The sequence below is a fragment of the Novosphingobium sp. ST904 genome (assembly GCF_001298105.1).
Lineage (GTDB): Bacteria > Pseudomonadota > Alphaproteobacteria > Sphingomonadales > Sphingomonadaceae > Novosphingobium.
Genome location: NZ_LGJH01000163.1, coordinates 104,146 through 131,083 on the forward strand (window position 1 = coordinate 104,146; position 26,938 = coordinate 131,083).

14 protein-coding genes and 3 pseudogenes are annotated in these 26,938 nt (G+C 64.5%); 9 read left to right on the plus strand and 8 right to left on the minus strand.

Annotation, left to right across the window (positions count from 1 at the left end):
* The first annotated feature begins 107 nt into the window (after positions 1-107).
* The 3 genes and pseudogenes from ADT71_RS25105 to ADT71_RS35185 all read left to right on the plus strand — a co-directional run bounded on the left by ADT71_RS25105 (position 108) and on the right by ADT71_RS35185 (position 3,593).
* Positions 108-2,497 (plus strand): annotated as a pseudogene (locus tag ADT71_RS25105) (TonB-dependent receptor).
* Between the two features lie 218 nt (positions 2,498-2,715).
* On the plus strand, positions 2,716-3,462 hold the full coding sequence (locus ADT71_RS25110) for an oxaloacetate decarboxylase (protein ID WP_231636172.1): 747 nt from the start codon (positions 2,716-2,718) through the stop codon (positions 3,460-3,462).
* Positions 3,459-3,593, plus strand: a complete 135-nt coding sequence (locus ADT71_RS35185; RefSeq protein WP_255351692.1) for a hypothetical protein — start codon at positions 3,459-3,461, stop codon at positions 3,591-3,593. The genes ADT71_RS25110 and ADT71_RS35185 overlap by 4 nt, the downstream gene beginning before the upstream one ends.
* Before the next feature lie 75 nt (positions 3,594-3,668).
* On the opposite strand, the gene ADT71_RS25115 is transcribed toward ADT71_RS35185, so the two are convergent.
* The 8 genes and pseudogenes from ADT71_RS25115 to ADT71_RS34465 form a co-directional block, all read right to left on the minus strand.
* Positions 3,669-6,509, minus strand: a complete 2,841-nt coding sequence (locus ADT71_RS25115) for a pitrilysin family protein (RefSeq protein ID WP_054441307.1) — start codon at positions 6,507-6,509, stop codon at positions 3,669-3,671.
* A 137-nt stretch (positions 6,510-6,646) separates the two neighbouring features.
* Entirely contained in the window at positions 6,647-7,429 is a 783-nt protein-coding gene (purC, locus tag ADT71_RS25120) for a phosphoribosylaminoimidazolesuccinocarboxamide synthase (RefSeq protein WP_054441309.1), read from the minus strand.
* 236 nt (positions 7,430-7,665) lie between these two features.
* Positions 7,666-8,160, minus strand: coding sequence for a low molecular weight protein-tyrosine-phosphatase (locus tag ADT71_RS25125; RefSeq protein WP_054441311.1), 495 nt, complete (start codon positions 8,158-8,160; stop codon positions 7,666-7,668).
* Positions 8,161-8,432: 272 nt separating this feature from the next.
* Positions 8,433-10,262, minus strand: a complete 1,830-nt coding sequence (locus ADT71_RS25135; protein WP_054441315.1) for a response regulator — start codon at positions 10,260-10,262, stop codon at positions 8,433-8,435.
* Positions 10,252-11,114: pseudogene (locus ADT71_RS25140) on the minus strand (protein-glutamate O-methyltransferase CheR). The gene ADT71_RS25135 and the pseudogene ADT71_RS25140 overlap by 11 nt, the downstream one beginning before the upstream one ends.
* 5 nt (positions 11,115-11,119) lie before the next feature.
* Positions 11,120-12,319 (minus strand): response regulator, encoded by a 1,200-nt coding sequence (locus tag ADT71_RS34455; protein WP_231636183.1) that lies wholly within the window; start codon positions 12,317-12,319, stop codon positions 11,120-11,122.
* 4 nt (positions 12,320-12,323) lie between these two features.
* Positions 12,324-13,544, minus strand: a complete 1,221-nt coding sequence (locus tag ADT71_RS34460) for a HAMP domain-containing sensor histidine kinase (RefSeq protein WP_231636173.1) — start codon at positions 13,542-13,544, stop codon at positions 12,324-12,326.
* The gene (locus tag ADT71_RS34465) at positions 13,537-14,232 is read right to left on the minus strand and encodes a hypothetical protein (RefSeq protein ID WP_231636174.1); all 696 of its coding nucleotides are present in this window, start codon (positions 14,230-14,232) and stop codon (positions 13,537-13,539) included. Before ADT71_RS34465 ends, ADT71_RS34460 begins: the two co-directional genes overlap by 8 nt.
* Before the next feature lie 260 nt (positions 14,233-14,492).
* Between ADT71_RS34465 and ADT71_RS25150 the strand changes: the two genes are divergently transcribed.
* The 6 genes and pseudogenes from ADT71_RS25150 to ADT71_RS31715 all read left to right on the plus strand — a co-directional run.
* Positions 14,493-15,947, plus strand: coding sequence for a pilus assembly protein TadG-related protein (locus ADT71_RS25150; RefSeq protein ID WP_231636175.1), 1,455 nt, complete (start codon positions 14,493-14,495; stop codon positions 15,945-15,947).
* The gene (locus ADT71_RS34470; RefSeq protein ID WP_231636176.1) at positions 15,908-16,399 is read left to right on the plus strand and encodes a hypothetical protein; all 492 of its coding nucleotides are present in this window, start codon (positions 15,908-15,910) and stop codon (positions 16,397-16,399) included. The genes ADT71_RS25150 and ADT71_RS34470 overlap by 40 nt, the downstream gene beginning before the upstream one ends.
* Positions 16,396-17,019 carry a TadE/TadG family type IV pilus assembly protein gene (locus ADT71_RS25155; RefSeq protein WP_231636177.1) on the plus strand — a complete coding sequence of 208 codons (624 nt, stop codon included), beginning with the start codon at positions 16,396-16,398 and terminating at the stop codon, positions 17,017-17,019. Before ADT71_RS34470 ends, ADT71_RS25155 begins: the two co-directional genes overlap by 4 nt.
* Complete coding sequence (locus ADT71_RS25160; protein WP_054441317.1) at positions 17,016-17,699, plus strand: TadE/TadG family type IV pilus assembly protein; 684 nt, start codon at positions 17,016-17,018, stop codon at positions 17,697-17,699. The genes ADT71_RS25155 and ADT71_RS25160 overlap by 4 nt, the downstream gene beginning before the upstream one ends.
* Before the next feature lie 664 nt (positions 17,700-18,363).
* The gene (locus ADT71_RS31710) at positions 18,364-21,033 is read left to right on the plus strand and encodes an Ig-like domain-containing protein (RefSeq protein WP_054441321.1); all 2,670 of its coding nucleotides are present in this window, start codon (positions 18,364-18,366) and stop codon (positions 21,031-21,033) included.
* Positions 20,937-26,681 (plus strand): annotated as a pseudogene (locus ADT71_RS31715) (Ig-like domain-containing protein); the annotation flags it as partial. The gene ADT71_RS31710 and the pseudogene ADT71_RS31715, both read left to right, overlap by 97 nt.
* Positions 26,682-26,938 lie beyond the last annotated feature (257 nt).

Here is a 26,938-nt window from a genome sequence, read left to right on the forward strand (position 1 = left end):
CATGGATGTGACGCGGGCCGCGCTTAGTCAGCCTCCCTGTCGCCCCGACGGGCGAGCCCCTTGCCGCGACTGCAAGGCGGAAAGCAAAGCATTTCAGGGAGTTTTACATGATTCGCCACGCCATCCGTCTGGCGGCTACGTGCAGCATCGTCGCGTTGAGCCAGGCGCCGGTCGCCGCTTTCGCTGACGAAGCAGCAACAAGCGCTGCGGCCGCCGAAAGTGATGCCTCGGTGCCGATCATCGTCACCGCCACCAAGCGCGAGACCGATCTCCAGAAGACGCCGATCGCGATTGCCGTCATCGGCAGCGCGGATATCGAGAAGCAGCACGTCCAGAGCCTGATCGACCTTGCCAGCGGAACCTGCCGTCGCTGCGCGTCGCCACGTTCGAGGCGCGCCAGTCGGCGCTTACTGTCGGTATTCGCGGCATCGTGCCCTTCGACGCAAACCAGACCGCGCGTGACCAGGGCGTGGGCGTCTACCTTGACGGCGTGTACCTCGGCCGCCAGCAGGGACTGAATGCGGCGCTGTTCGATGTGCAGCGCATCGAAGTGCTGCGCGGGCCGCAGGGCACGTTGTTCGGCCGCAATACGGAAGGCGGCGCGCTGTCCATCGTCACCAAGGCGCCGACCGGCGAATTTGGCGGCCGGGTGGAGGCCGGCATCGGCAACTACGGCCAGCGCAATGGCGAAGCGCACATCGACTTCCCCGAATTCCACAACATCTCGATCAAGGTCGACGGCGTTTACCAGCACCAGGACGCCACGGTGAAGAACCCGCTCGCCGGGCAGACGGGCTGGAACTACTACGACCGCGTGGGTGGCCGTATCCAGGCCCAGTGGAAGCCGTTCGAGGGGCTGACCGCGAACATCTCGTTCGACAAGTCGCGTGATGACAACACGCCGATGTACAGCCAGCTCATCAACTACAATCCAAACAACCTGCCGGTTGCCACGCTGGCGCAGATCGCGGCCAATGGCGGCAAGCTGCCCAGCGGCACGATTGCCCCGCTTTCACCGCTCGTGCAGGTCAGTGGCGACAAGCGCATGAAGACCGCCGACATCGGCGTGCCGCAGCAGCCCAGCGTGGACAAGACACAGGGCGTGATGGGCAATCTCAGCTACGATCTGGGGGCGAACCTGACGCTGCGCTCGATCACGGCATGGCGTGAGGTTCATACCGACCAGTATGACAATTCCGGCGGTGCCCATCGCTCGGTTTTCCTCCCGAATGCCAAGTTCGGCCGCTACTCGCTCTCGTTCCTCGACCAGAACCAGTTCAGCCAGGAACTGCAGATCGTCGGCAGCCTGCCGCATCTCGATTTCGTGGCGGGCGCCTTCTACTACAACGAACACGCCAGCGAATATGCCGCGACGCCCAGTTCGAACCAGTGGAATGCGGATGGCAGCGGCTACACCATCCTCAGCCCCAGCGTCACCGGCACGGTAACCTCGGGCAACCAGGGCTGGGACGACTCTTCGCTGTTCCTCCAGCGAGATAGCCGCGCGAAGGCGCAGAGCATCGCCGCTTTCGCCCAGGCGACCTACACGCCCGCCGGTCTCGACCAGGTTCACCTGACGGCGGGCGGCCGCTTCACGCATGACAAGCGTGACGGTGTGCTGGACATGGTGAACGGCGCCGTGGTCGATTACGGCTTCCATTACCGGAAGGACCGTTTCGACCCGATGGTGACGCTGGCCTGGGACGCCACGCAGGACATCAACCTCTACGCCAAGTATGCGACCGGCTATCGGGCCGGCGGCGCCAACGACCGTTCGCAGACGTTTGACGCCTTCGGGCCGGAAACCGTGAATTCCTACGAAGTCGGCGCCAAGATGATGTTCCTCGATCGCAAGGTGCGCCTGAACCTTGCCGGCTACATCATGGACCGTGACGGCACGCAGGTCGATTTCGACAACGTCAACATCGATCCCAACAGCCCGTATTTCAACCTGCACACGCAGGAGACGCTCAATGCACCGGGCACCACGAAGATCCGCGGGCTCGAAGCGGAACTGAACATCCACCCGACGAGCAACCTCTCGCTCGGCGCGTCCTATGCCTACACTTACACCAAGGTGCCCAAGACGCTGAACCCGTTCCTCGGTTCCGCTACCAATCCGGTCTACCAGAATGTCTTCATCGTCTACACGCCGAGGCATGCTGCATCCGGCTTCATCGACTACACGATACCGGTCGGCAGCGGCGACGAGAGCGTGCAGTTCCATCTGGATGCAGCTTATTCCGGCCGCCAGTACACCTTCGAGGACGAGGCCGTGAAGGCTCAGTCCAGCTTCATCGTGAACGGCCGCATCGCGCTTGCCGATATTCCGATGAGCGACAACGGAACCAGGCTGACCGTCTCCGTCTGGAGCCGCAACCTGCTCAACGAAACGCACATCTATCGCCTATCCTACGCCAACGCGAATACCCTGGGTGCTTACGGAAACTTCAATCCGCCGCGCACCTTCGGCGTGGAGGGCACCGTCAACTTCTGATCGCTCCGGTTCCGGCAGCCGCTCCCTCGCGGCCTGCCGGCAGTTCCTGCCTGCAAAACTGCACGCGGCTGGGCTTCGGCGCGGCCGCGTGCCTTGTTCGTGGGAACGATGAACGCGGCGGCGATGCCCGCTCCGCTTGCCGGTGCCCTCCGATCATGCGAGCCCTCTGCGATGAAGGCGCCGCTCGGAACGGGCCGCGAGGACGGGAGATGAGGACGATGCCGACACCGGGTGAGAAACTGCGCGCGCTGATCGAAAGCGGAGAGCATTTCGTGGCAGCCGAGGCCTATTCCGCGCTGACCGGGCGCGCGGTGCAGCATGTCGGGTTCAAGGCGGCCTATCTTGGCGGACATGCCTGCTCCGCCTTCCACTACGCGGTGCCAGACAATGGCATCTTCTCGCAGGTCGAAATGATCGAACAGTCGGGCCGGATCGCGCAGGCCATCGACATTCCCCTGATCGTGGATGCCGATACCCTGGGCGAAACCGTGGCCGATGCCTATCATTTCACGCGAAGGTACGTGGCCGCGGGCGTCGCGGGTTATCACGTCGAGGATGAGGTCAATCCCAAGCATTCCAAGCATGCCAACGGTCTCTGTTCGATTGAGGACATGCAGCTTCGCATCGAGGCCGGCGTAAAGGCACGGGGCGATTCCGGGCTCGTCATCATCGCCCGCTGCGACGAGCTCTATACCAGCGCCAATGGCGGGGGCGGTACGGGCTCGATCGAGGAGGCGATCCGGCGCGGCAAGGCTTATGCCGAGGCAGGGGCCGATGCCATCGTCTTCGCCAGCGCCCCGCCCGAGCAGCAGGCCGAAGTGATCCCGCACATGCCGATCCCGGTCTGCACGCTGGGCTTCAACCTTCCGGATACGGGTTTCACGCTCTCGACCGGCTGGGGCTGGGTTTCGGCGGCCGTCGGCCACCTCGCCATGGCGCGCGAACTGATGGAGACCGGCGCGTGAAGAGCGCGATGGCGGCCTTCACCAACTTCCCGGAGAAATACGATCTGATCGACCAGAACCTCTACGACGATCTGATCGTCGAATGGGCGGAGCGGACGGGGCGGCCGACACGCCCCAATCACGCGAGGTAAGCGAACAAAAACCGAGGCGAGGCTTGAGGGGCGGTCCATCAAGCCTCGTCCTCCGCACGCGTGCTTACGCGCCCCTTACTTTGCGGGCGCTTCCACGCCTTCGGGCAGGGCCAGGACCTCCAGCCCCATGGCGGGATCGAGATAGCGCTGCGCCATGGCCTGGACATCGGCCGGAGTGATCGTCAGCAGACGGTCGCGGGCCTTGGTGAAGCGTTCGATGCGGTCGGCCTGGGTCTGGGCGCGGTCCACCAGGGAAAGCCAGCCGCCGTTGCCCTTGAGCGCATTCTGATAGGCTTCGAGCAGAGGCGCGCGGGCACGTTGCAGCACGTCATCGCTGACGGGGGCGAGCCGCAGTTCGCGGGCGACTTTCCCGATGGCTTCGCGGCTTGCGGGCACGTCGGCCACGTCGATCGAGGCGCTGATCGTGAAGGTGCCGTAGCCCTTCCAGTAGTGCGAGAGCGAACTGCCGGCAGAGGGTGAGTAAGCCTTGCCGAGCACTTCGCGAAGGCTGTCGGTCAGTTCGATGCGGACGACGCGTTCGAGCATTTGCAGCTTCAGCGCGTCCAGCGGGTCGGAATCGTCGCGGGTGGGCCAGGTCAGGCGAAGCAGCGCCTGGTCGGCAGGGCCGGTATGGCGCAGCACGCGGGGCTTGCGGTCAGCCGTGAAGGTGCGCGGCGGCTGATCCGCGTAGGGACGAAAGGCGGCCTCGCGGGCGGGCAGGGCGCCCAGCGTTCGCGCGACCACCGCGATGGCCTTGTCCTCGTCGAAGTCACCTACTAGCGCCAGTTCGACGGCGCCGTGGGCGAGGCGTTCGGAGATGGTGTCGCGCAGCTTGCCGTAAGTGAGGTGGCGATAGTCGTCCACCTGCTGAAGGCTGAAGCGCGGATCGTTGTCTGACAGGATCCTGCCGAGGTCCGCGCCCATTGCCGAAGCCGGGGTTGCGCGAAGCTGGGCGAAGCTGTTGTTGACCTGCTGGCGGTACTGGACTTCGCCTTCGGCACGGTAGCCGGGATCGGTCATGAGTGCGGTTAGCAGTTGTAGTTGCAATTCGAGATCGCGCGGGGTGGTCGCGGTTTCGGCATCGAAACTGGCGGCGCCATTGCCAAGGCCGAAGCCCAGCGTATGGCCGGCCATGATCGTATCGAGTTCGTCGCGGCTGTGCTTGCCGAGGCCGCCTTTGTCGAGCCAGCCGACCATTTCGGTGGCGAGCGGGTTCTCCCGGGTGTCGAGCATGTCGCCGCCGTCGATGGAAAGGCTGACGCGGATGCGGTCCTTTTCAAGCTCGGTGGGCTTGAGGTTCAGCATGACGCCGTTCGAGAAGCGCAATTCGCGAATGCCGAGCAGGGGGTCGCGCCTGTCGCTGACGATGGTGCCGGGCGTGCCGAAATCGGTGTAGCCGAATTCCGTCACGGATTGGTCCGCTTCCCGGGGTACGGGGCCGCGCATCGCGCTGAGCCATGAGGCGCGGATGGCCTGTTCTCCGCCTTCGGGAGCCTTGCGGCCTTCGAAACGGATGAGTGGCCTGTCGAGAGCGAGCGCCTCCCGCTTGAGCGCGGCCAGCACCGCTTTGGGCGTGATGGCAGGCGCGAAGGTTTCGAATCGCTCAAGTGCCGAGGCGGGCGTGGAAGGCACGACCCGGTCCTCGACCACCGACAGTGCAATGCCGGCAAGCGCCGCGTTGCTGCGGGTGTTGGCAGAGCCGGCGGCATTGACCATCGAAGTACGGAGCTGCGCCACTTGCTCGGCCACTTCCGCCGCGCTGAACCCGTGAGCGAGGGCGCGGCGATATTCCTGTGCGGTTGCGGTTACGCCATCGGCCCATTTGCCGTCGACGCTGTCGATGATGAGGCGCGTCGAGCGGGCGGTCTCGAAAACGTCTCCGGTTCCGAACCCGGCACCGCGGAACGGCGGCGTGGCGCTGCGCGACAGGCGCTGGAGACGGCGATTGACGATGGAATAGCCGATGGAGCGCAGCAGGTTCTCGCGCCGCTGGGCGATACTGTCGGGTTCGTCCAGCCAATCGCCGTTGCGCTGGATCACGAGGCGTTCCGACAGCGCCGGATCGATCCATATTCCGGTGCGGTCGCGATCCTTCGAGGCAACCGGGCCGGGGTCGGGCTGGACCTCGGCCGGGCCGCCGGTCCAGTCAGCGAAGTGGCGGGTGATGCCGGCCTCGACGGCGGCAGTGTCGAAATCGCCGACGATGACCAGCGTGACATGTGCGGGCACATATTCGCGCTCGTAGAAAGCGCGCAGGTTCGCCGCATTCGCGCCGTTGAGCGTGGCGACCGTGCCGATCGGGAAACGGCTGCCGTAGAGCGCCTGCGGATAGAAGAAGTGCGTGGAATCAATGCTGTTGCGCAGGCCGAAAGTATTGCGGTCGCGCATTTCCGAGAGAATCACGCCGCGCTCGCGGTCTATCGCGCCTTGTGAAATGGTCAGTTCGCTTGCCGTTTCGCGCATCAGCATGAGCGCGGTGTCCAGCAACTTGGCGTCGTTGCGCGGCAGGTCGAGCTTGTAGATCGTACGCTCGAAATTGGTCGAGGCGTTGGTATCGGCCCCAAAAGCGAGGCCGTCCCGTTCCAGCAGGGGGATCATCTGGCCTTCGGGCACGCGCTTGCTGCCGTTGAAGGCCATATGTTCGACGAAGTGCGCGAAGCCCTGTTCGGCTTCCTGTTCGTCCAGCGAGCCGGCGGCGACTTCCATCCGCACCACGGCGGTTCCGGCGGGCGTTGCATTGTGGCGGATCACATAGCGCATGCCGTTGGTCAGGCGGCCGAAGCGGAAATCGGGATCGACCGGCACGTCGCTCGTTTCGAAGGCCCAACGGGTCTCCTCGGTACGGAGCGGTGCTTCCCGGGCGGACAGGGGAAGGGGCGTGGCAAGGACCAGCGCGGTAATGAGAACGATTCGCATATGGCGCCAGTGCCCGAGCAGTCCCTTGATAACAAGGGGAGAGAGAGGTGAACTGTGAGGACTTGTGAATGCTCCAGACGCAAGAAGGCCCGGCACACCTTGCGGCGGCCGGGCCTTCGTGAGCATCGCTGAAGGCCTTACTTGCCGCGCAGCTTGCGGTGCTTCGACAGGTCGAAGACTTCGCTCGGGCCGTTATCGTCCTGCAGCAGGCCGAGGCGACGGGCGACTTCCTGATAGGCCTCTTCCTCGCCGCCGAGATCGCGGCGGAAGCGGTCCTTGTCCAGCTTTTCGCCGGTGAACATGTCCCACAGGCGGCAGCCATCGGGGCTGATTTCGTCCGCGAGGATGACGCGGCTGTAGTCGCCGTCCCAGATACGGCCGAATTCGAGCTTGAAGTCGACAAGGCGGATGTTGATCGCCGCGAACATGCCGCACATGAAGTCGTTCACGCGGATGGCCATCGCGGCGATGTCCTGCATCTCCTCGTTGGTGGCCCAGCCGAAGCAGGCGATGTGCTCTTCGGCGATCATCGGATCACCCAGGGCATCGTCCTTGTAATAATATTCGATCAGCGTGTGGGGCAGCGGCTCACCCTCGGGAATGCCGAGGCGCTTCGAGATCGAACCGGCGGCCACATTGCGCACCACGACCTCGATCGGGATGATCTCGACCTGGCGGACGAGCTGCTCGCGCATGTTGAGGCGGCGGATGAAGTGGTTGGGCACGCCGATGTGGTTGAGGCGCGTGAACACGTACTCGCTGATGCGGTTGTTGATCACGCCCTTGCCCTGGATCGTGCCCTTCTTCTGCGCGTTGAACGCAGTGGCGTCGTCCTTGAAGTACTGGATCAGGGTGCCGGGTTCAGGGCCTTCGTAGAGGATCTTGGCCTTGCCCTCGTAGATCTGGCGGCGACGGGACATGCGTGTTCGTCCTTGAAACTGTAAAAGAGCGAGCCCCGGCACGTTGAAGTCGCTTTGGCGACTGCGGGCCGGGGCGTTCGAGCGGGCATATAATGAAAGCAGGCCCAAAAGCAAACGGGGCTTGAGGCAGGGGGATCGAACCGGGCCGCGACCGGGGCATGCCGTTGCGGAGGATTGCCCGGCGAACCTCGAGCCGTGCCCTGAACGGGCAGGAAGTCCGTGTCCCGGATTGCGAATCAGTGCCCTCGACCAGCGCGTTCATCGAGAAATTCGGCGACGAGGTTCCGCGCGGCTTCGCTCACCTGTTCCCACGTCGTCACGAAACCTTCCGGACCACCGAAGTAGGGATCGTCGACATCCTGCCCCTCCATGCCCGGCACATGGTCCAGCAGCAGCGAAAGCCGGGCGTGGGGGCTGGCGGGTGCGATCCGTTCGAGGTTCGCCAGATTGCTGGCGTCCAGCGCGACGATTCGATCGAAACGGTCGAAATCCCGGGCCGTGACCTGCCGGGCGCGATAGTGGGCGATGTCGATGCCGTGCCGGGATGCCTCGTCGCAGGAACGCGGATCGGGCCCCTTGCCGATATGCCAGGACCCGGTTCCGGCCGAATCAACGGTCAGTTCCAGTCCGGCTGCCTGCGCGGCATGGCGCAACGCCGCCTCGGCCAGCGGGGAGCGGCAGATATTGCCGAGGCAGACGAACAGGACGGATGGGGGAGGCGTTGCAGACATGCTTCCGACCTAGCGCCGGGCAGGATCGTTCTCAAACGATCATTCAATGCCGGCCAAACAGGCGTTCGAGGAACGTGGGCTCTTCCATCGGCTGGATCGGCCCATGGAAACGCCGGCGGAGGCCGGGATCCAGTGGTGGGCGGGGCGTCCAGATACGTTCGGATCGGTAGGTGCGTTCTTGCGTCAAGGCCATAGGCGATGCTCCTTCTTCCGTCCCGAAGAAACCCGAAGGAAGGCTGAAAGGTTCCCCCGCTGCGCCGCCGGTTGCCATTTCAGGGCGTCACGGCGCCGGCTTCGGCAGCCAGTCTCCTGACCATGGCGCAGACCTCGGTGCCGAGAAACGGCTTGCCCAGCATCGGTCTGTGGCTGTGGCCGCTTGGAAGGTGCTGCCGGTCGTAGCCGCTGACGAAAGCGAAGGGGATGTCGCGTGCGGCCAGTTCGTCGGCAACGGCATCGATCCTCTCGCCGTTGAGGTTGCCGTCCAGCAGGGCCAGGTCCGGCACGGTGTCTCGGATCATGTGGATCGCCTGATCGCACGACGTCGCGGGGCCGAGGGGCGATGCGCCCCAGTCCTCGATCTCCATCATGAGCTCCATGGCCACGAGCGGCTCATCCTCGACCACGAGCACCCTGAGCGCCTGCGGACTGGGCGCGGCTTCCGCAGTAGGGGCGTCCGGGGCAGGCTGAGAAAGCGGCGATTCATCGACGGTAGCAGGCGCTTCGGCGGCGGCATCTGAGAGCGGCAGGACCAACTGCCAGCGCACGCCTTCCGGTGCATATTCCGCGCTGATCCGGGCGCCGTCACCCGCCATGCTGTTCTCGATCAGGGTGGACCCGAAGCCACGCCGTTCCGGGACGGAAACGGGAGGGCCGCCGTGCTCGCTCCAGGCGAGCGACAGCACTTGTCCTTTCAGCGACCAGTCGAGCGTGACCGTTCCGGCCTCGTTCGAGAGTGCACCGTACTTGTGGGCATTGGTCGCCAGTTCGTGGATGATGAGCGAGAAGCGCAGGGCGAGTTCCGGCGGCAGGTCCACGTCCGGGCCGGAGAGCTTCAGCCGATCCTCGCCGACCGCGCCGATGGCGACCTGATCGGCGATCAGGCGGCGCAGGCTGGCGGGCTCCCATGTCGTTGCGCTCAGCAGCGAATGGGCGCGGGCAAGCGATTGCAGGCGGCCGGTGAACGACTGGTGGAAGCCCTCGGGAGACCGGGCGTGCCGGAACCCCTGCGAGGCGATGGCCTGAACCGTCGCGAGGGTGTTCTTCACCCGGTGGTTCAATTCCCCGATCAGCAGCCGCTGGGTCTCTTCGGCGCGCAGGCGTTCGGTCACGTCGATCAGTTCGATCATCACGCTGGCGCCGCGCGATCCAGTGCCGACCAGCGAGGAGCAGTACCATTCGCCTTCGCGAAGGGCACCGTCGGCGCGCACGAAGCGGTGGTCCTGCTTCTCCCTGCGGTCCTCACCGCCGAGCAGGGCCCGCATCCCGTCCAGGAAGCGCGGACGGTCTGCCACGGGGAGGAAGGGGGCGTCCTCTACCTTGAGGCCGAGAATATCCTGCGCCGCGAAGCCGATCTCGCGTTCGGCGCTGCGATACCAGCTCACGATTCGCAGGTTGGCGTCGATTTCCAGAACGGCGAGGGGGGAGTTGTCGCCATGCGCGCGAAGGCGGCCGAGGGCCAGGCCGAGTTCGTCGCGCTGGCGGGCGATCTCGCGCCGCTGGCGGGCGAGTTCGACGAAGACCGCGACCTTGGAATTGAGTTCGACCATGTCGAGCGGCTTGAGCAGGTAATCCACGGCGCCGGCCTCGTATCCGAGGAACTTGCGCCGCTCGTCCGTGGCCAGGGCGGTGAGGAATATGATCGGCACGGCACGCGTGCGCTCGGTCCCGCGCATGAGCTCGGCGAGTTCGAAGCCGTCCATCTCCGGCATCATCACGTCGAGCAGGGCCAGTGCGAAATCGTCGCGCAGCATGGCTTCCAGCGCTTCGAACCCCGAGGAAACCGTGACCAGTTCGACGCCGGGCTGGTCCAGCGCGGCTTCGAGCACGAGAAGGTTGTCCCTGATATCGTCGACCGCAAGGATCTTGAGCGGCTCATTCAGCAAAGGCGGCCTCCTGCACGTCGTGCTTGGTGCGGCGCCAGATCTTCTCGATCGGCGCGAAGTCGGCGAAGCTATCGCCCTCGGCGGAAAAGTGGACGGTCTCCTTCGAACCGAGGCCCAGGAAGCCGCCGGGCGGCAGCGAACTGGCGAAAAGGCCGAGTGCGCGGTCCTGAAGCGCCCGGTCGAAATAGATCAGCACGTTGCGGCTAGAGACAAGCTGGACTTCCGAGAACACGGCATCGCTGGCGAGATTGTGATCGGCAAAGACCGCGCGCTTGCGCAATGTCGGGTCGAACCGGGCGACGCCGTAATTGGCGGTGTAATAGTCCGAAAGCGAACCTTTCCCGCCTGCTTCCATATAATTGCGGGAGAACCCTGCAATACGCTCGATCTCGTAGACCCCGGCCTCTGCCTTGAGGAGAGCTGCCGGGTTGATGTCGGTGCAGTAGAACATCGTGCGATCGTCCAGCCCTTCCTCGCGGAAGAGGATCGCCAGCGAATAGAACTCCTCGCCATTGGCGCAGCCTGCAACCCAGACCTTGATGGAGGGCCATGTGCGAAGGTGCGGGATCACTTGCTCGCGGATCGCCCGGAAATACTCGGGATCGCGGAACATCTCGCTGACCTGGATGGTCAGAACCCGATCAGGACATTCAGGCTGTCGGGATCGTGGAGAATGCGGTCGAGCAGGCTGGAGAGATGGGGATAGCCGAAATGGGACTGCGCACGTTGCAGGCGGCGCAGCAGCGAGGCACGGGAATAGTCGCGGAAATCGTATTGGTAGCGCCGCCAGATGGCCTCGACGAGGAGATCGACTTCGATATCCTCGACGGCCTCCGCCAACCTTCGTGACATCGGCTTCATCGCGGCATCCACACGCGCACGAGGCTGAGCAGCTTGTCCACGTCGAGCGGCTTCGACAGGTAGTCGTTGGCGCCCGCCTCAAGGCATTCGCGGTGGTCGCGTTCCATGGCCTTGGCCGTCAGTGCGATGATCGGCAGCGAATGCCACTGACCCTGCTTGCGGATTTCGCGCGTGCAGGTGAGGCCGTCCATCTCCGGCATCATCACGTCCATCAATACGAGATCGACCGGGGCGCCGTCACTGTCCGCCGCGCGGGCCAGTTCGTTCAGCGCCTCGATGCCGTTGCGGGCGATGCGCACTTGTACGCCGTGCGGTTCGAGAACCGAAGTCAGCGCATAGATGTTGCGGATATCGTCCTCGACGACGAGGATCTGGCGGCCTTCCAGCGCGGCATCGCGTCCGAGCGAGCGGGCAAGCAGCTGCTGCTTCTCGTCCGGCAGTTCGGAGACGACCTGGTGCAGGAACAGCGTCACTTCGTCGAGCAGGCGTTCCGGGCTCTTGGCGCCCTTGACGATGATCGATTTGGAGTAGCGCCGAAGCCGCATCTCCTCCTCTTCGGAAAGCTCGCGGCCGGTATAGACGATGACCGGCGGGAACGCGACGCTCTCGTCGTGCGAGAGGCGTTCGAGCAGGTCCAGCCCGGACATGTCGGGCAGGTTGAGATCCAGCACCATGCAGTCGAACGTCTCTTCGCCCAGCCGGGCGAGGCAATCCGCAGCACTTTGCACGTCCACCGTCTCGACATCGCGGGAGGCGAGGAGAAGGTGGATCGCTTCGGCCTGCCGGGGATCGTCCTCCACCACCAGAACGCGGCGCAGGCGCTGGTCCATCCGCGCCTCGAGGCCTTCGAGCATGTCGACCAGCGTATCCCGGCTCACCGGCTTGAACAGGTAGCCTACGGCGCCGCTGGCGAGCGCGGCATGGTCGTCGTGGTCGGCCGAGACGATGTGCACCGGGATATGGCGCGTGCGGGTATCGCGCTTGATCCGGTCCAGCACGGAAAGCCCGGTGTGATCGGGCAGGTGCATGTCGAGGATCACGGCTTGCGGCAGGTATTGCCGGGCGAGCAGGGCTCCCTCGTCTGCGGTGCCGGCGATCAGGCACTCGAAACCGACTTCATGCGCCAGATCGCAGAGGATGCGCGCGAAGGCCGGGTCGTCCTCGACGATCAGGATAACGCGGGAATCGCCCGACAGCGTTTCACGGTCGTCCTGCGGGGAGGGGCCGCGGCGGCTTTCCGGGCGAGTCGTTTGTCGTGGCGGCCGGGGTCGGGGTGGGTGTGGCCTTGCCGGGCACGCCGGGCGCGCTGCCTGCCTCGCGAGGCGCGAAGCGCTCGGGAATTTCCAGCGTGAAGGTGCTGCCCTGTCCGGGAATGCTGTGAAGCGTGATCGCACCGCCGAGCAGGTGCGCCAGTTCGCGCGAGATCGACAGGCCCAGCCCGGTGCCGCCGTACTTGCGGGCAATGCCGCCATCGGCCTGGCGGAATGCCTCGAAGATCGCGTCCTGCTGGTCTTCCGGGATGCCGGGCCCGGAATCCCGGACCGAGAACGCAACCCGGCCGGACGCCAGCGCGCCGACCGTGAGGGAGACTTCGCCGTCCGAGGTGAACTTGACTGCATTCGACAGGAAGTTCTTCAGAACCTGCTCAAGCCGGAGGGGATCGGTCTCGATCGTTCCCGGCGCGCCTTCGGCGAGGTTCATGCTGAGCTTCAGGCCCTTGCCGGACGCCGCCGCCGCGAACGTGTTTTCGAGCTTGGAGAGGATGGCGCCTACCGGGACGTCGCGGGGGTCCAGTTCCAGCCTGCCTGCCTCGATCTTGGAGATATCGAGCACGTCGTTGATGAGCGTGAGCAGGTCGTTGCCTGAGGACTCGATGGTCTCGGCATAACGCACTTGTTCGCCTGAAAGGTTGCCTTGCCGGTTATCGGCAAGCAGGCGGGCCATGATCAGCAGGGAGTTGAGCGGCGTGCGCAACTCGTGGCTCATATTGGCGAGGAATTCGGACTTGTAGCGGCTGGCCTGTTCGAGTTCCTCGGTCTGGCCGCGCAGGCGCGCTTGCGAGCGGGTCAATTCGTCGCGCTGCGCTTCGAGCGACTGGGCCTGTTCCTCAAGCTGCGAATTGCTGCGTTCGAGTTCCGCCTGCTGTTCCTCAAGCTGGGACTGCGAGTTGAGCAGCAGCTTGCTCTGCGCTTCCAGCTCGTCATTGGTGGCGCGCAGTTCCTCGCTCTGGTTCTGGAGTTCTTCCGCCTGTTGCTGCGTCTCCGCGAGCAGGTGTTCGAGCCGGGCGCGGTACTTCGCAGAGCGCAGGGTGATGCCGAGCGAATTCGCCACGATGTCCAGGAACGAGACGAGATCTTCCGGGCGGGCATCGGCCGTGTCCAGGAAGCCGAGTTCCAGGACCGCGTTGACCTTGTCATCCACCTGAGTGCGCCGAGGACGAGACGAGCGGGCGTGGACTGGCCGAGAGCGGAGCCGAACGAGAGGTAGCCTGCGGGAACTTGCGTGATCGTGGTGGTGCGGCCGTGGCGCATGACTTCGCCCAATAGACCCTCGCCGGGCTCCATGCGTTCCGGGACGCTTGCATCGGCGGGCACGCCATATGTCGCGATCTTCCGGAACGCGCCGTCGTCGTTGCATAGAGCGCTCCGGCGATCGCGCCGAAGCGCTCCGCAAGGAAGGCGAGGGCGCGGTCGCCGAGATCACCCAGAGGAATGCTGCCGGCCGTGGCGCGCGCAAGGTCGGCCTCGCACTCGCGCAGCCACTGTTCATGGCGATTGGAATTGCGATAGCGGATCAGGACGAAGCCGATCGCCGCTAGCAGGAAATTGGTCACGCCCGAAAATGCCCGGTTCGTCAGCGCAATTTCCAGCCCGAGTCCCTGCGGCGCGATGAAATAGGCGGCTATCGCGCAGCCTACGCCGGCAATGGCTGCCAGCACCGGCGTGATCGGCCGCCTGGCGACGAAGGCGATCACCGTGGGCAGCAGGTAGAGGACGCTGACTCCGGTGCCGAGCGGGATCGTGATGTCGATGACGAGGGCAAGGCCCAGAACGACAATGATGACAAGCGCAAGCTGGACGTGGGAACTGAGAGCCTTGCTGGGCGACATTACGAATCTCAAGGGAAAAGGCCGGCTGCAGGCGGACCGAATCTTCCCCCAAAAATTCGAGACGGTCCCCGGATCGGGAGATTGAACGCACTGCGTTGCGATTGGTTCCGGAGAAATCGTGGTAAATCCTGTGTTTCCCGAAATTCGGGACGCTTCGTGAAGGAAGGCGGTCCACGCTGGGTGAGGGTTTCATTAAGCAATCTCCTCTAGGAGACGGCTGAAATCCTGCGGAAAATCCTAGCCGAAAGACTGGTTAACCGATGCGCCAAATCCATCACTGGTTGCGAGACTGTCTTCGGGATGCCTCGGGCAATATCCTGCCCATGGCTGCGGTGGGAATGCTGGTCGCGGTCGTCGTGGTGGGTGCCGCGGTCGATATCAGCCGCACCTACAAGGTACAGAACCAGCTTCAGGCCGCTTGTGACGCGGCAGTACTCGCCGGACGTCGCTCGGTGACGACGAACGGACTCGACGAAGCGTCTAAGGCGATCGCAAGGAACTATTTCGCGACCAATTTCAACGATGGTGTGCACGAGAGCACGGGAACCACTTTCGACTCCACGTCCGACGACGATGGCCAGACGGTGAAGGGCACGGCTTCCACCACCGTCAACACGCTCATCATGCGACTGGTCGGCTACGATACGTTTCCGGTCAACGTTCACTGCACGTCCTCGATGGGCGTGGGCAACGCGGATGTCATGATGGTGCTCGACACGACAGGGTCGATGGGGGAAGCGCTGGGCAGTTCCACCCGCATCGCCGCCCTGCGTTCCGCCGTGAAGAACTTCTACAAGACGCTCTCCACCGCGACGAACGATACCAACGCCCGCGTCCGCTACGGGTTCGTTCCCTACAGTTCCACGGTCAACGTCGGGCACCTGCTTTCCGAACTCAATCCGGCGTTCCTGGCGAATTCCGCCGACTACCAGTCGCGCCAGCCGGTGTTCTACAATGTCTCGAAAGGGACGAAGGGCACATCGACGGTCGAGTACAAGAACGCGGGCAGCAGCAACACGTCGAAGAGCTACAATTCGTCGAGCGCCTGCAATTCGGCGCTCTCTGCCAACGATACGGACTACAAGGACTACGGTTCCGCCACGAGCACGACTTCGACTTCGGGAACGAGCCCCAATGTCGTCGTCAACGTCGTGACCACGCAGCCGCAGCGCAAGATGGAGTATTCTTGCGCCAAGTCCGGCAGCAAGTATTACCTTTATACTTATACGTACACGCGCGACAAGGTCACGACCCAGCCTTACACGAACGCCACGACCAATGCGCCGACGTCGGGATATACGTTCGATCACTTCGAATACATGAAGCTGACGCGCGACACGAGCCTGTTCAAGACCTTTGCCGCAACCGCGGTCAACAACGGAACCAACGGCGCGTCGGTTTCCTATACCTGGGGCGGCTGCATCATCGAGCGCCAGACGGTCAACAGCGATAAGTTTTCTTACTCCTCCATTACCGGCATGTCCCCTTCCGGCGCGCTCGACGTGGATATCGATACTGCGCCGGGAACGGGCAATGCGACGCGCTGGGCCCCGCTGTGGCCGGAGATTTCCTATCGCCGCGCCGGAAGCGCGCCAACACCTACACGCTCGATCCTGGCACGACAGGCGCTTCGGCTGGAACCTACTGCCCGGCAAAATCGCAACTGCTCCAGGAAATGGACCAGAAGAGCTTCAATGCCTACGCGGATTCGCTGACGGCGGTGGGCGGAACCTATCTTGATATCGGGATGATCTGGGGTGGGCGTCTGCTTTCGCCCGACGGCATCTTCGGTTCCGTGGTGAACAAGGATCCGTCGAACGGCGGCGAAGTTTCGCGCCACATCATTTTCATGACCGACGGCTACATGGATACCGCCAACTACGTGCCTACCGCGTGGGGGATGGAATGGTGGGATCGCCGCACGACGAGCGATGGCTCGAAGCTCCAGGAGGACGCACGCCACACGCAGCGCTTCCTCTCGGTCTGCGAGGCGATCAAGGCGAAGGGCATCCGGGTCTGGGTGATCGCCTTTACCTCGGCCCTGTCCACCGATCTCCAGACCTGCGCTTCGGATGACAGTTCGTTCACCGCGAACAATTCCACGGAACTCGATTCCGCTTTCCAGGAAATCGCCAAGCAGGTCGGCGAGCTCAGGATTACCCAGTGAAGCGTAGCGGGCATCATCGCCCGGTGCGTCGCTTCGCGGCCCTGCTGCGCCGCTGCGGCGCCGCCCGGGAAGGCGTGACGGCCGTTGAGTTCGCGCTGGCGGCGCCGGTGCTGATCATGCTCCTGATGGGAATCTTCGACATCGGACACATGGCCTATGTCCGGGCCGTGCTTCAGGGTGCGGTCCAGCAGGTTGCCCGTAACGCGACGCTGGAAACCGCCGACACGGCAACGGAGGATGCGTTCGTCAGCAAGATCGTGGGCGGCGTCGCGCCCGGTGCCGTGGTGGAATTCTCGCGCTCCAGCTACTACGACTTTACCGACATTGCCCGGCCGGAATCGTGGAACGACAAGAACAACAACGGCATATGCGATAACGGCGAGACCTATACGGACGAGAACAAGAACGGGCAGTGGGATGCCGACGTCGGAAAAAGCGGTAACGGCGGCGCGAACGATGTCGTGATCTACAAGGTCAATGTCACCTACAGCCCACTGTTCCCCATTCCCGGCCTGACCAACCGCGACGCCACGCGCACGCTCAGCGCAACGGCGGTCAAGAAGAACCAGCCCTACTCGCTGCAACAGGCTTATGGTTCCGCGGCGGGGACCTGCAGATGAACCGGCGAGTTGCATTGCTGCGCCCGCTTGCCACCTGTCTTGGCAAACTGCTCCGGGATCGGAGCGGCGTGTCGATCCTGGAGTTTGCGCTCGTCCTGCCGGTCCTGCTGACGCTGGGGCTTTACGGTACCGAACTGGCCTACATGTCGATGATAAAGATGCAGGTCGGCGAGATCGCCACGTCGGTGGCGGACAACGCCTCTCGGCTCGGCCAGACCGACAACAGTTCGGTAACGCCCACCGTTACCGAAACCCAGGTCGATTCAGTGATGTGGGGGGCCTTGTCGGAAGGTGCTTCCTTCGATTTCAACGCGAACGGCAGGATCATCCTGTCCAGTCTGGAAATCGATTCCGCTTCCAATCGCCAGTATATCCATTGGCAGAGGTGCCGCGGGGAGCTTGATCGCGCGTCAAGCTACGGGATTTCGGGCACCGGCAAGACGGGCAAGGTGCTCGACGGCATGGGGCAGACCGATCACAAGATCTACGCGACCGCCAATTCGGCGGTGATGTATGTCGAGGTCTTCTTCCACTACCAGCCGCTGTTCGGGGACATGTTCGTCAAGAACACGAGCTTCCACCAGGAGGCGGCCTTTCTGATCCGCGACGACCGCAGTCTCAATCCGACCGGCTCGACAGACGGCATTACCGGCAGCGGCGGGCAGTCTCACTGCACCTGACGTATTGCCGGGCGTTCTGACCGGCAGGCTTGGGCTATCCGGTCGGAGCAGGAAATTCCGAAGGGTTTCATCCAGTTCCGTGCGATTACGGACTTTTCCGGGGAGATCTGCCGTGCCGTCTCGATCCGGAAAGCGTGCAAACGACGCATAAGACTGGATTTTCGGTAACTTGACGATGATCGGGCGCATTGCGGCGTTACCCCGCAAAGCCGGGGAAGATGCCGCCCATGAGGGGCCGCCTTGCGTTCAATACTGCGCGCATCCCTATCCGGCAGCGCCCGATGCCGCACTTCCTGACCGAAGTTCTTGATCCGCATTCCCAATTTCACTGCGGCAATCCATCCGAAGCGGACGGGAAAGTGCTGTTCGCGATTGAGACGCGAACCTATCGATGCACTCAGTAAAAATAGAATAAACCTGTCAGGGATGTGGTGACCTCATAATAGTATCCACGATATCTATCGCAATTTTGCTGGCCATGATGACGTAACGAAAGTTCGTATGGCCTGGAATACGATCTGCACGTTCCGGATAAACGCTGATTTAGCCGTAATATGACGGAGCTAACACGCGGATATTTCTCCCCGCGCACGCGTCTTTCCAGAACGCTGCCCAAAACGCGCCGCCAGGCGGCGAGGCGATCCTTCTTTCTGGGAGACGTTCGATGGAAAAGCGTGTCGAAATCACCAATCGCACAACCCGGACCGTCAATACCACCACGGCACGGGAAGGCGTCACGCAGATCGCCGTCCAGCCAGGTTCCAATGTGAAGGTAGTGGCGCCGCCCAGCAGCGTGTCCTCGATGGTCCGCGAAGGTGACGATCTCGTCATAACGTTCTCGGATGGCTCCACCATTCGTCTGGACGGCTACTTTGCCTGTCCGGCGGACGATATCGGCCAGCTCAGCTTCGGCGATCCGGGCAGCGGCGAACAGTGGCTCGTCCATCTTGGAGATGCCGCCTGCTTCGCGCCTGCCGACGCTTCGACCGAACCTCTCGATTTCAGCATGTCGCCGCTGGGTGCGGCTGGCGGCGGCGGGATCGGCACGGGCGCTCTGCTCGCGCTGGGCGCGCTGGGTGTGGGCGGGGGGATCGCGCTTGCTGCCAGCGGCGGGGGTGGTCACTCCGACGAACCGGTGGATACGACACCTCCGGCCGCGCCGACCGTGGCGGCAACAAACGGCACTGTCCTGAGCGGAACGGCGGAACCCGGCGCCACAGTGCGTATCGACATCAACGGTGACGGCACCACCGATGCCACCGTGACGGCCAACGCAAGCGGAAGCTGGACCTATACGCCGACGACGCCGATCGCCGACGGCACCACGGTTACAGTAAGAGCGGTGGACGCTGCCGGGAACGTCAGCACGCCGGCATCGGTCACGGTCGATGCCGCGCCTCCCGCGGTGCCGACGATCAGCGCGGCTGCCGACGATGTCGGGGCCATCCAGGGCAATGTCGCAAGCGGCGGCGCAACCGATGATACCCGTCCGGCGCTATCGGGCACGGCCGAAGCGGGATCGACCGTTTCCATCTACGACAACGGCACCCTGATCGGCACCGCTACGGCGAGTTCGACAGGCACCTGGAGCTTCACGCCGCCCAGCGCTCTGGCACAAGGCCATCACAGCTTCACGATCACCGCGAAGGACGCGGTCGGTAATGTCAGCGCGGCATCTCCGGCTTACGAGTTGACGGTGGACACCGCCTCTCCGACGGCGCCCGTGCTCAATCCGACGGACGGGATCACGGTTTCCGGCACCGCCGAGGCGGGCACCATTGTCTCGATCGACGTCGATGGTGATGGAACCCCCGATGCAACCGCCGTTGCCGGGCCTACCGGCAGCTGGAGCGTGACGCTGGATGAGCCGCTTGCCGATGGCACGGTGGTGAGTGCCACGGCGACAGACGCGGCCGGGAACAGTTCGCCGGCAGCGACCGTCACGGTGGATGGCGACATCGACACGACCCCGCCGCCCGTGCCGGGCGTGGGCGGCGCGGACGATGATACGGGCGCGATCCAGGGTAATCTCGCGAACGGGGCGATTACCGACGATTCCACGCCCGAATTCAGCGGGTCTGGCGGGGAACCGGGATCGACCGTCTCCGTCTACGACAATGGCGTGCTGATCGGCTCGACCACGGTTGACGGCGATGGGGACTGGCAGTTCACCCCGTCTCCTCCACTGGGAGAGGGCGGCCATAGCCTGACCTTCACTTCAAGCGACGGAGACGGCAACGAGAGCGCCCCGTCGCAGCCTTTCGCGTTCACGGTCGATACCGTGCCGCCCCTGGCCGCCACGGTCGACCCCAGCAACGGCGCGGCCTTGACCGGCACGGCCGAGCCGGGTTCGGTCGTCAACATCGACTTCGGCGATGACGGCACGATCGACGGGACCGCGCTCACCAATGCCGCGGGGGACTGGGTCTTCGTGCCCACCACACACATTCCCGACGGCACGACCGTCATCATCACGGTGAGCGATGCGGCCGGAAACAGTTCGCCGCCCGTGACCGTGGTCGTGGATATCGAAGCGGCCGTCGCGCCTATCATTCTCCGGGTCGTTGACGATGCCGCGCCGCAGACCGGCACCGTGCCCAGCGGAGGTCTCACCAACGATGCCACGCCGACGATCGGCGGCACGGCCGAAGCAGGCTCTACCGTCTCCGTGTACGACAATGACGTGCTGCTCGGCACGGCCATCGCGAACGGATCGGGCGACTGGACGTTCACGGCGGCGGCCTTGCCCGAAGGAGACCACATCTTCGCCGTCACGTCCGTAAACGAGGCGGGCGGGGTAGGCGGGCCGTCTTCCGGATATGCCGTTACGATCGACCTCAGCGCACCCGCCGCGCCCACGCTCAGCCCGACAGATGGCATAACCCTGTCCGGCACGGCCGAGGCCGGGGCGACCGTTACGGTGGACACGAACGGCGATGGAACCCCGGACGCCAGCGTGATCGCCGGAGACGGTGGGCAGTGGAGCGTCACTTTTGCCGCCCCGCTCGCGGATGGAACTGTCGTCAGTGTGATCGCCACCGATGCGGCTGGGAATCCGTCGCCTGCGGCAACCACCACCGTGGATGCCGAGCTGGACAGTACACCGCCCCCGGTTCCCGTGCTGGTTTCGGCCACCGATGACATGGGCACGGTGCAGGGGCCGCTGGCCAATGGTGCGGTGACCGATGACACCCAACTCGACTGGCGGGCACGGCCGAGGCGGGTGTCCTGGTCTCGATCTATGACGGCGCAAACCTCCTCGGTACGGTCGTCGCTGATGGCTCGGGGGCCTGGAACTTTACCCCGACCCTTGCACAGGGCGCACATAGCCTGACCTTCACCACTACCGACAGCGAGGGTAACGAAAGCCAGGCCACGCCTGTCTTCGGCCTGACCGTGGATACGACGGCCCCTGCGGCGCCTGTCATCAATCCTTCCAACGGATCGCTGGTCTCCGGCACGGCCGAGGCAGGCGCCGTGGTTCGGCTGGACCTGAACGGCAATGGCACCGTGGATGCCACGGTGCAGGCCGGCCCTTCGGGTTCGTGGTCCTACACCCCGGCCACGCCGCTAGCCGATGGCAGTACGGTGATCGCCACCGCTACGGACGCCGCCGGGAATACCTCGCTTCAGGGTTCGACCACCATTGATCGCAGCCCGCCACCAGCGCCCGTCGTAACATCAGCAGCCGACGATGTCGGCGCGAGCCAGGGCATGCTGGCGAGCGGTTCGTCCACGGATGACGGTCAACCGGCTTTGTCGGGCACGGCGGAAGCCAATTCGACGGTATCCGTCTACGACGGCCCAACCTTGCTGGGAACGACCACGGCAAGCGGGGCGGGGAGCTGGACCTTCACGCCCACCGCGCCGCTGAGCCAGGGAACCCATACACTCACGATTACGGCGACCGATGCGGTAGGCAATGTCAGCGCCAATTCCGCACCTTTCACTCTGACGATCGACAATACCCCTCCGGCAGCGCCTGCCATCTCGTCGATTGCCGACGATTTCGGGGACAGCCAGGGGCCCGTTTCCAATGGCGGAACCACGGACGATGCACGCCCCACGCTGACCGGCACATCGGAGGCCAATGCAACCGTCTCCGTTTACGACAACGGCGCGCTGCTGGGCACGACCACGGCGAACGGTTCTGGGGCATGGAGCTTCACGCCGGTTTCGGCGCTGGGGCAGGGCAGTCACAGCTTCGTCGTCACTGCTGCGGATGCCGCTGGCAACGTCAGCGCACAATCGCCGGCCTACGTGGTGTCGATCAACAATTCCGTGCCCGACACGCCCGCAATCGCGATCGCAGTGGACAATGTGGGGCTGGAGCAGGGCGCCGTCGTCAATGGCGGCATCACCAACGACACCCAGCCGAGCCTCTCCGGCACGGCAGCCCCCAACTCCACCGTTACGATCCTGCGCGGCGGTATTCCCGTGGCCACGGTATCGGCCGATGCCCTGGGCGGCTGGAACTATACGCCTGCGGCGCCTCTGGCGCAGGGCACTTACAGCTACACCGTGATGAGCATCAATGCGGCCGGCAACGAAAGCGCGCTGTCATCGCCTTACGTTGTCACCGTGGACACGACACCGCCGGCCGCGCCGCTGTTCGGTAGCGCGAACGACAATGTCGGCACCGTTCAGGGGCCGCTGCCGAGCGGTTCGGTCACTGACGATATTCTTCCCACGCTTGCAGGTTCCGCCGAACCGGGAGCGACGGTCACCATCTTCCACAACGGTAATGCAATCGGCACGGCGGCGGTGAACGGCCTTGGCATCTGGAGCTTCACGCCCGGCACCGCGCTGGCGGAGGGGCCGCACAACTTCACCGCCGTCGCTACCGATGCGGCCGGCAACGTGAGCGTGCCTTCGGGAACCTTTACCCTTGTTGTCGACGTAACGCCGCCCGCTGATCCCACGATCAATCCGAGCACGGGAACCACCCTTGGCGGTACGGCCGAACCGAATGCGACGATCAACCTCGATCTCGACGGCAACGGCACGGTAGACGTGACGACAACCGCAAACGGTTCCGGCATATGGACATACAATCCGCCGCTCCAACTTGCGGACGGGGTGACCGTGATCGTCACGGCCACGGATGCGGCCGGCAATACCTCCGCGCCCGAAAGCATCGTGGTTGATCGCACCGCGCCCGCCGCTCCGGCCATCGTCAGCGTGACGGACGATGTGGGGCCGCAGACCGGGACCGTCGCGAACGGCGGCGCCACGGACGATACTTTGCCGGTCATCAGCGGCACCGCCGAGCATGGTGCGACGGTAACCATCTACGATAACGGCGCCGCGATCGGGCAGGCGGTGGCGGGCGTTTCCGGCACCTGGACCCTGACCCTCTCGACGCCGCTCCTGTCCGGCCCGCATGCCTTCACCGCAGCGGCGACCGATGCCACCGGCAACCTCGGCCCGGCTTCCCCGGCCTATACCGTCACGCTTGACACGAGCACGCCGGCAGCACCCGTCATCACGCTTGTGAGCGACGATATCGGCGCTACTCAGGGTACGGTCGCCAATGGCGGCACAACGGATGACAGCAAGCCGACCGTAACCGGCACCTCGGCCGCCAATGTCGTGGTTTCCGTCTATGCGAACGGCAGCCTGCTCGGCACCACGACGGCGGACGGAACAGGCGCATGGAGCTTCACGCCGACCGGCGCCCTGAGCGGAACACCCAGCTTCACCGCCATGGCAACCAATGGCGCGGGCAATGTCAGCGCCTTTTCCAACAGCTATGCCGTGACGATCGATACCGTGCCTCCTCCGGTGCCGCAGATCACGTCGCTGACGGATAACGCGCCCAACATAACCGGACCGATCACGGACGGAGGGCTCACCAACGACACCACGCCTCTCATCAGCGGCACCTCTGCAGCCAATGCCACGATATCCATTTTCAACAATGGCGTGCTGCTGGCGACGACGACGGCCAATGGCAGCGGCGCCTGGAGCTACACTCCAACCCTGGGACAAGGCGCGCAGAGCATCACCGTCAGCGCGACCAATTCGGCTGGAAACACCAGCGGGGTCTCGTCGCCCTTCGCCTTCACCATCGATGCAACCGCGCCGGGCGCACCTTCCGTCCACCCCAGTAACGGGCAGATTCTGTCCGGCACGGCGGAGGCGAACGCCTTCATCGATATCGATATCGGCAACAACGGGTCGATCGACACGCGCGTACAGGCCAATGCTTCGGGAGAGTGGAGCTACACTCTGCCGAGCAATCCGGGGAACAACACGCCGGTTTCGGTAACGGCGGTGGATGCGGCGGGGAACGTCTCGGGCGCGACGACGATCACTGTGGATGCGGTTGCGCCGGGGGTTCCCGCGCTTACCGCCGTGACGGACGATCAGGGCGCGGTTGTGGGGGCCGTCAGCGCCAACGGCTCCACCGACGATACACTGCCGGTGCTCAGCGGAACGGCGGAAGGGAATGCGACCGTCACGATACTCGACAACGGATCGGCTATCGGAACCGTACAGGCCAACAATGCCGGAAACTGGACCTTCACGCCCTCGGCACCGCTGGGGCAGGGATCGCACAGCATCACGATCACCGCGACCGATGCAGCCGGAAACACCGGCACGGCCTCGGCTCCCTTCGTGTTCTCCGTGGACACGAATGCGCCGCCGGCACCTACGATCCTGACCGTTGCGGATGATGTCCTGCCGCAGACCGGAACGGTTGCGAGCGGGGGCTCCACCAACGATACGCAACCGGTCATTTCCGGTACGGCGGAAGCCGGTGCGACGATCACCCTCTATATCAACGGGTCCGCCTATCCGGCCACGACCACTGCCGACATCAACGGAGACTGGTCGTTCTCGCCCGTCTTGCCTGAAGGCAACTACAACTTCGCCGTTACGGCAACCGACCGGGCCGGTAACGTCAGCCCGCAATCGGTCGCTTACACCGTTCGCGTGGATACGACAGCTCCCGCCGACCCGACCCTGAACCCGACCGACGGCACAACGGTGTCCGGCACCGGAGAGGCCGGCGCGGTGATCCAGGTTCATACCGATGCCATCGGCGTTCCCGATACGACTGCCACGGTAGACAGTTTCGGGCAGTGGAGCGTCACTTTCAGCCCCACACTTCCGAATGGCACGGAGATCACCGTCGTTGCCGTCGATGCGGCCGGCAACGTTTCGGGCAGCGATTCCGAAATCGTCAATACCGGCATGAATACGACACCGCCGCCGATCCCGTCAGCACCCGTAATCGCGGATGACGTCGGCACCACGCAGGGGCCGATCGGTCCGGGCGGCGTTACCGATGATCCGGTTCCCGAGATTCACGGCACGGCGCAAGTGGGCTCGCTTGTCACCATCTATGACAATGGCGTCCAGATCGGCACCGTAATCGCCGATACGTTTGGCGAGTGGAGCATCTCCCCTGCGCTGGGAGACGGCGCACACAGCATTACCGCCACGGCTACGGACAACGGCGTGCAGAGCCTCAACAGCCCGCCGCTCGCCTTCGAGGTCGATACGGTGCCTCCCGCGGCGCCCACGGTCAATGCCAGCAATGGCACCACCCTGACAGGCACGGCAGAGGCGGGCGCTACCGTCAATCTCGATTTCGATGGCGATAGCAACACCGATGCCTCGGTGCTGGCGGACCCGTCCGGAAACTGGACGTATACACCGCCGACGCCGCTCTCGAACGGGACCGTGGTCAGGGCAGTGGCGGTGGACCCTGCCGGAAACGCTTCGCCTCCCGGCACGGCAACGATCGACCGCGCGCCTCCTTCGCCGCCGGCCATCGCCACGGTGACGGACGATGTCGGTCCGGTGACAGGCTCCGTGAACAGCGGCGGCCAGACCGACGATACGCGGCCCACGCTTTCCGGCACGACCGAGGGGAATGCGACCGTAACCGTCTACGACGGCGCAACGCTGCTGGGAACGACCACGGCCAACGGCGCGGGCAATTGGGCCTTCACGCCCACGACACCGCTGGGACAAGGCGGCCACAGCTTCACGATCACTGCCACCGATACGCTCGGCAATGTCAGTCTGCCTTCCCCGGCCTATACGGTCACGGTCGTCACCACGGCGCCGGCAACGCCTGTCATCACCGGCGCCACCGATGACGTGGGGTCGATCCAGGGGCCGGTCGCCAGCGGCGGGGTAACCGACGACGCGCGGCCGACGCTGGTCGGCACCGCTCCCGCCAATGTGACGGTTTCGATCTATCAGGGCGCGACGCTGGTCGGCACCACCACTTCCAACGGGTCCGGCGCATGGAGCTTCACGCCTTCCACGCCGCTGTCGAGCGGGCTCCACAACCTGACCGCTGTTGCCACCGATCCGGCAGGCAACCAGAGCGCGACATCGAACACCTATAGCCTGACGGTGGATAACACGGCGCCGAGCACGCCGGTCCTGGCATCGGTCACGGATGATGTCGGCCTGATCCAGGGACCGCTCGCCAACGGCGCGACGACGGATGATGCCCGTCCGACCCTTGCCGGAACGGCAGAGGGCAATGCGACGATATCGATCTTCGATGGGGCGACGCTGGTGGGCACGACCACGGCAAATGCCTCCGGCGCATGGAGCTTCACGCCTTCCGGCCCCTTGTCCTCCGGACCGCATGCCCTGACCGTTACGGCCACGGATGCGGCAGGCAATCAGAGCGGTGCAACCACCGTCTTCAATCTCACCGTCGATACCAGCGCACCTGCAACGCCTGCCATCACTGGCGCCGCCGATGACGTCGGCACGACGCAGGGGCCGGTCGCCAGCGGCGGCGTTACCGACGATGCCACGCCGCTCCTGTCCGGCACCGCCGAGGCAAACTCCATCGTCTCGGTCTACAACGGCGCGGTCCTGCTTGGTACTGCGACGGCGAACGGGGCGGGTGCCTGGAGCTTCACGCCGCCATCTCCGCTGTCCGATGGACCACACAGCTTTACCGTCACGGCGCGTGATGCAGCGGGCAACGTCAGTCCATCGTCCACGGCCTACGTCGTCGTCGTGGACACCACGCCTCCCTCGGCTCCGCTGATCGCCAGCGTTACAGACGATGTGGGAAGCCGTACCGGCGCGCTGGCGAACGGCGCGGCCACCGATGATACCCGGCCAACGCTTTCGGGCACGTCGGAGGCCAATGCCACCGTCTCGATCTACGACAACGGCACGCTGGTCGCACCACCACCGCGAACGGGTCTGGCGCCTGGAGCTACACCCCTCCTGCCGCACTTGCCCAGGGCGAT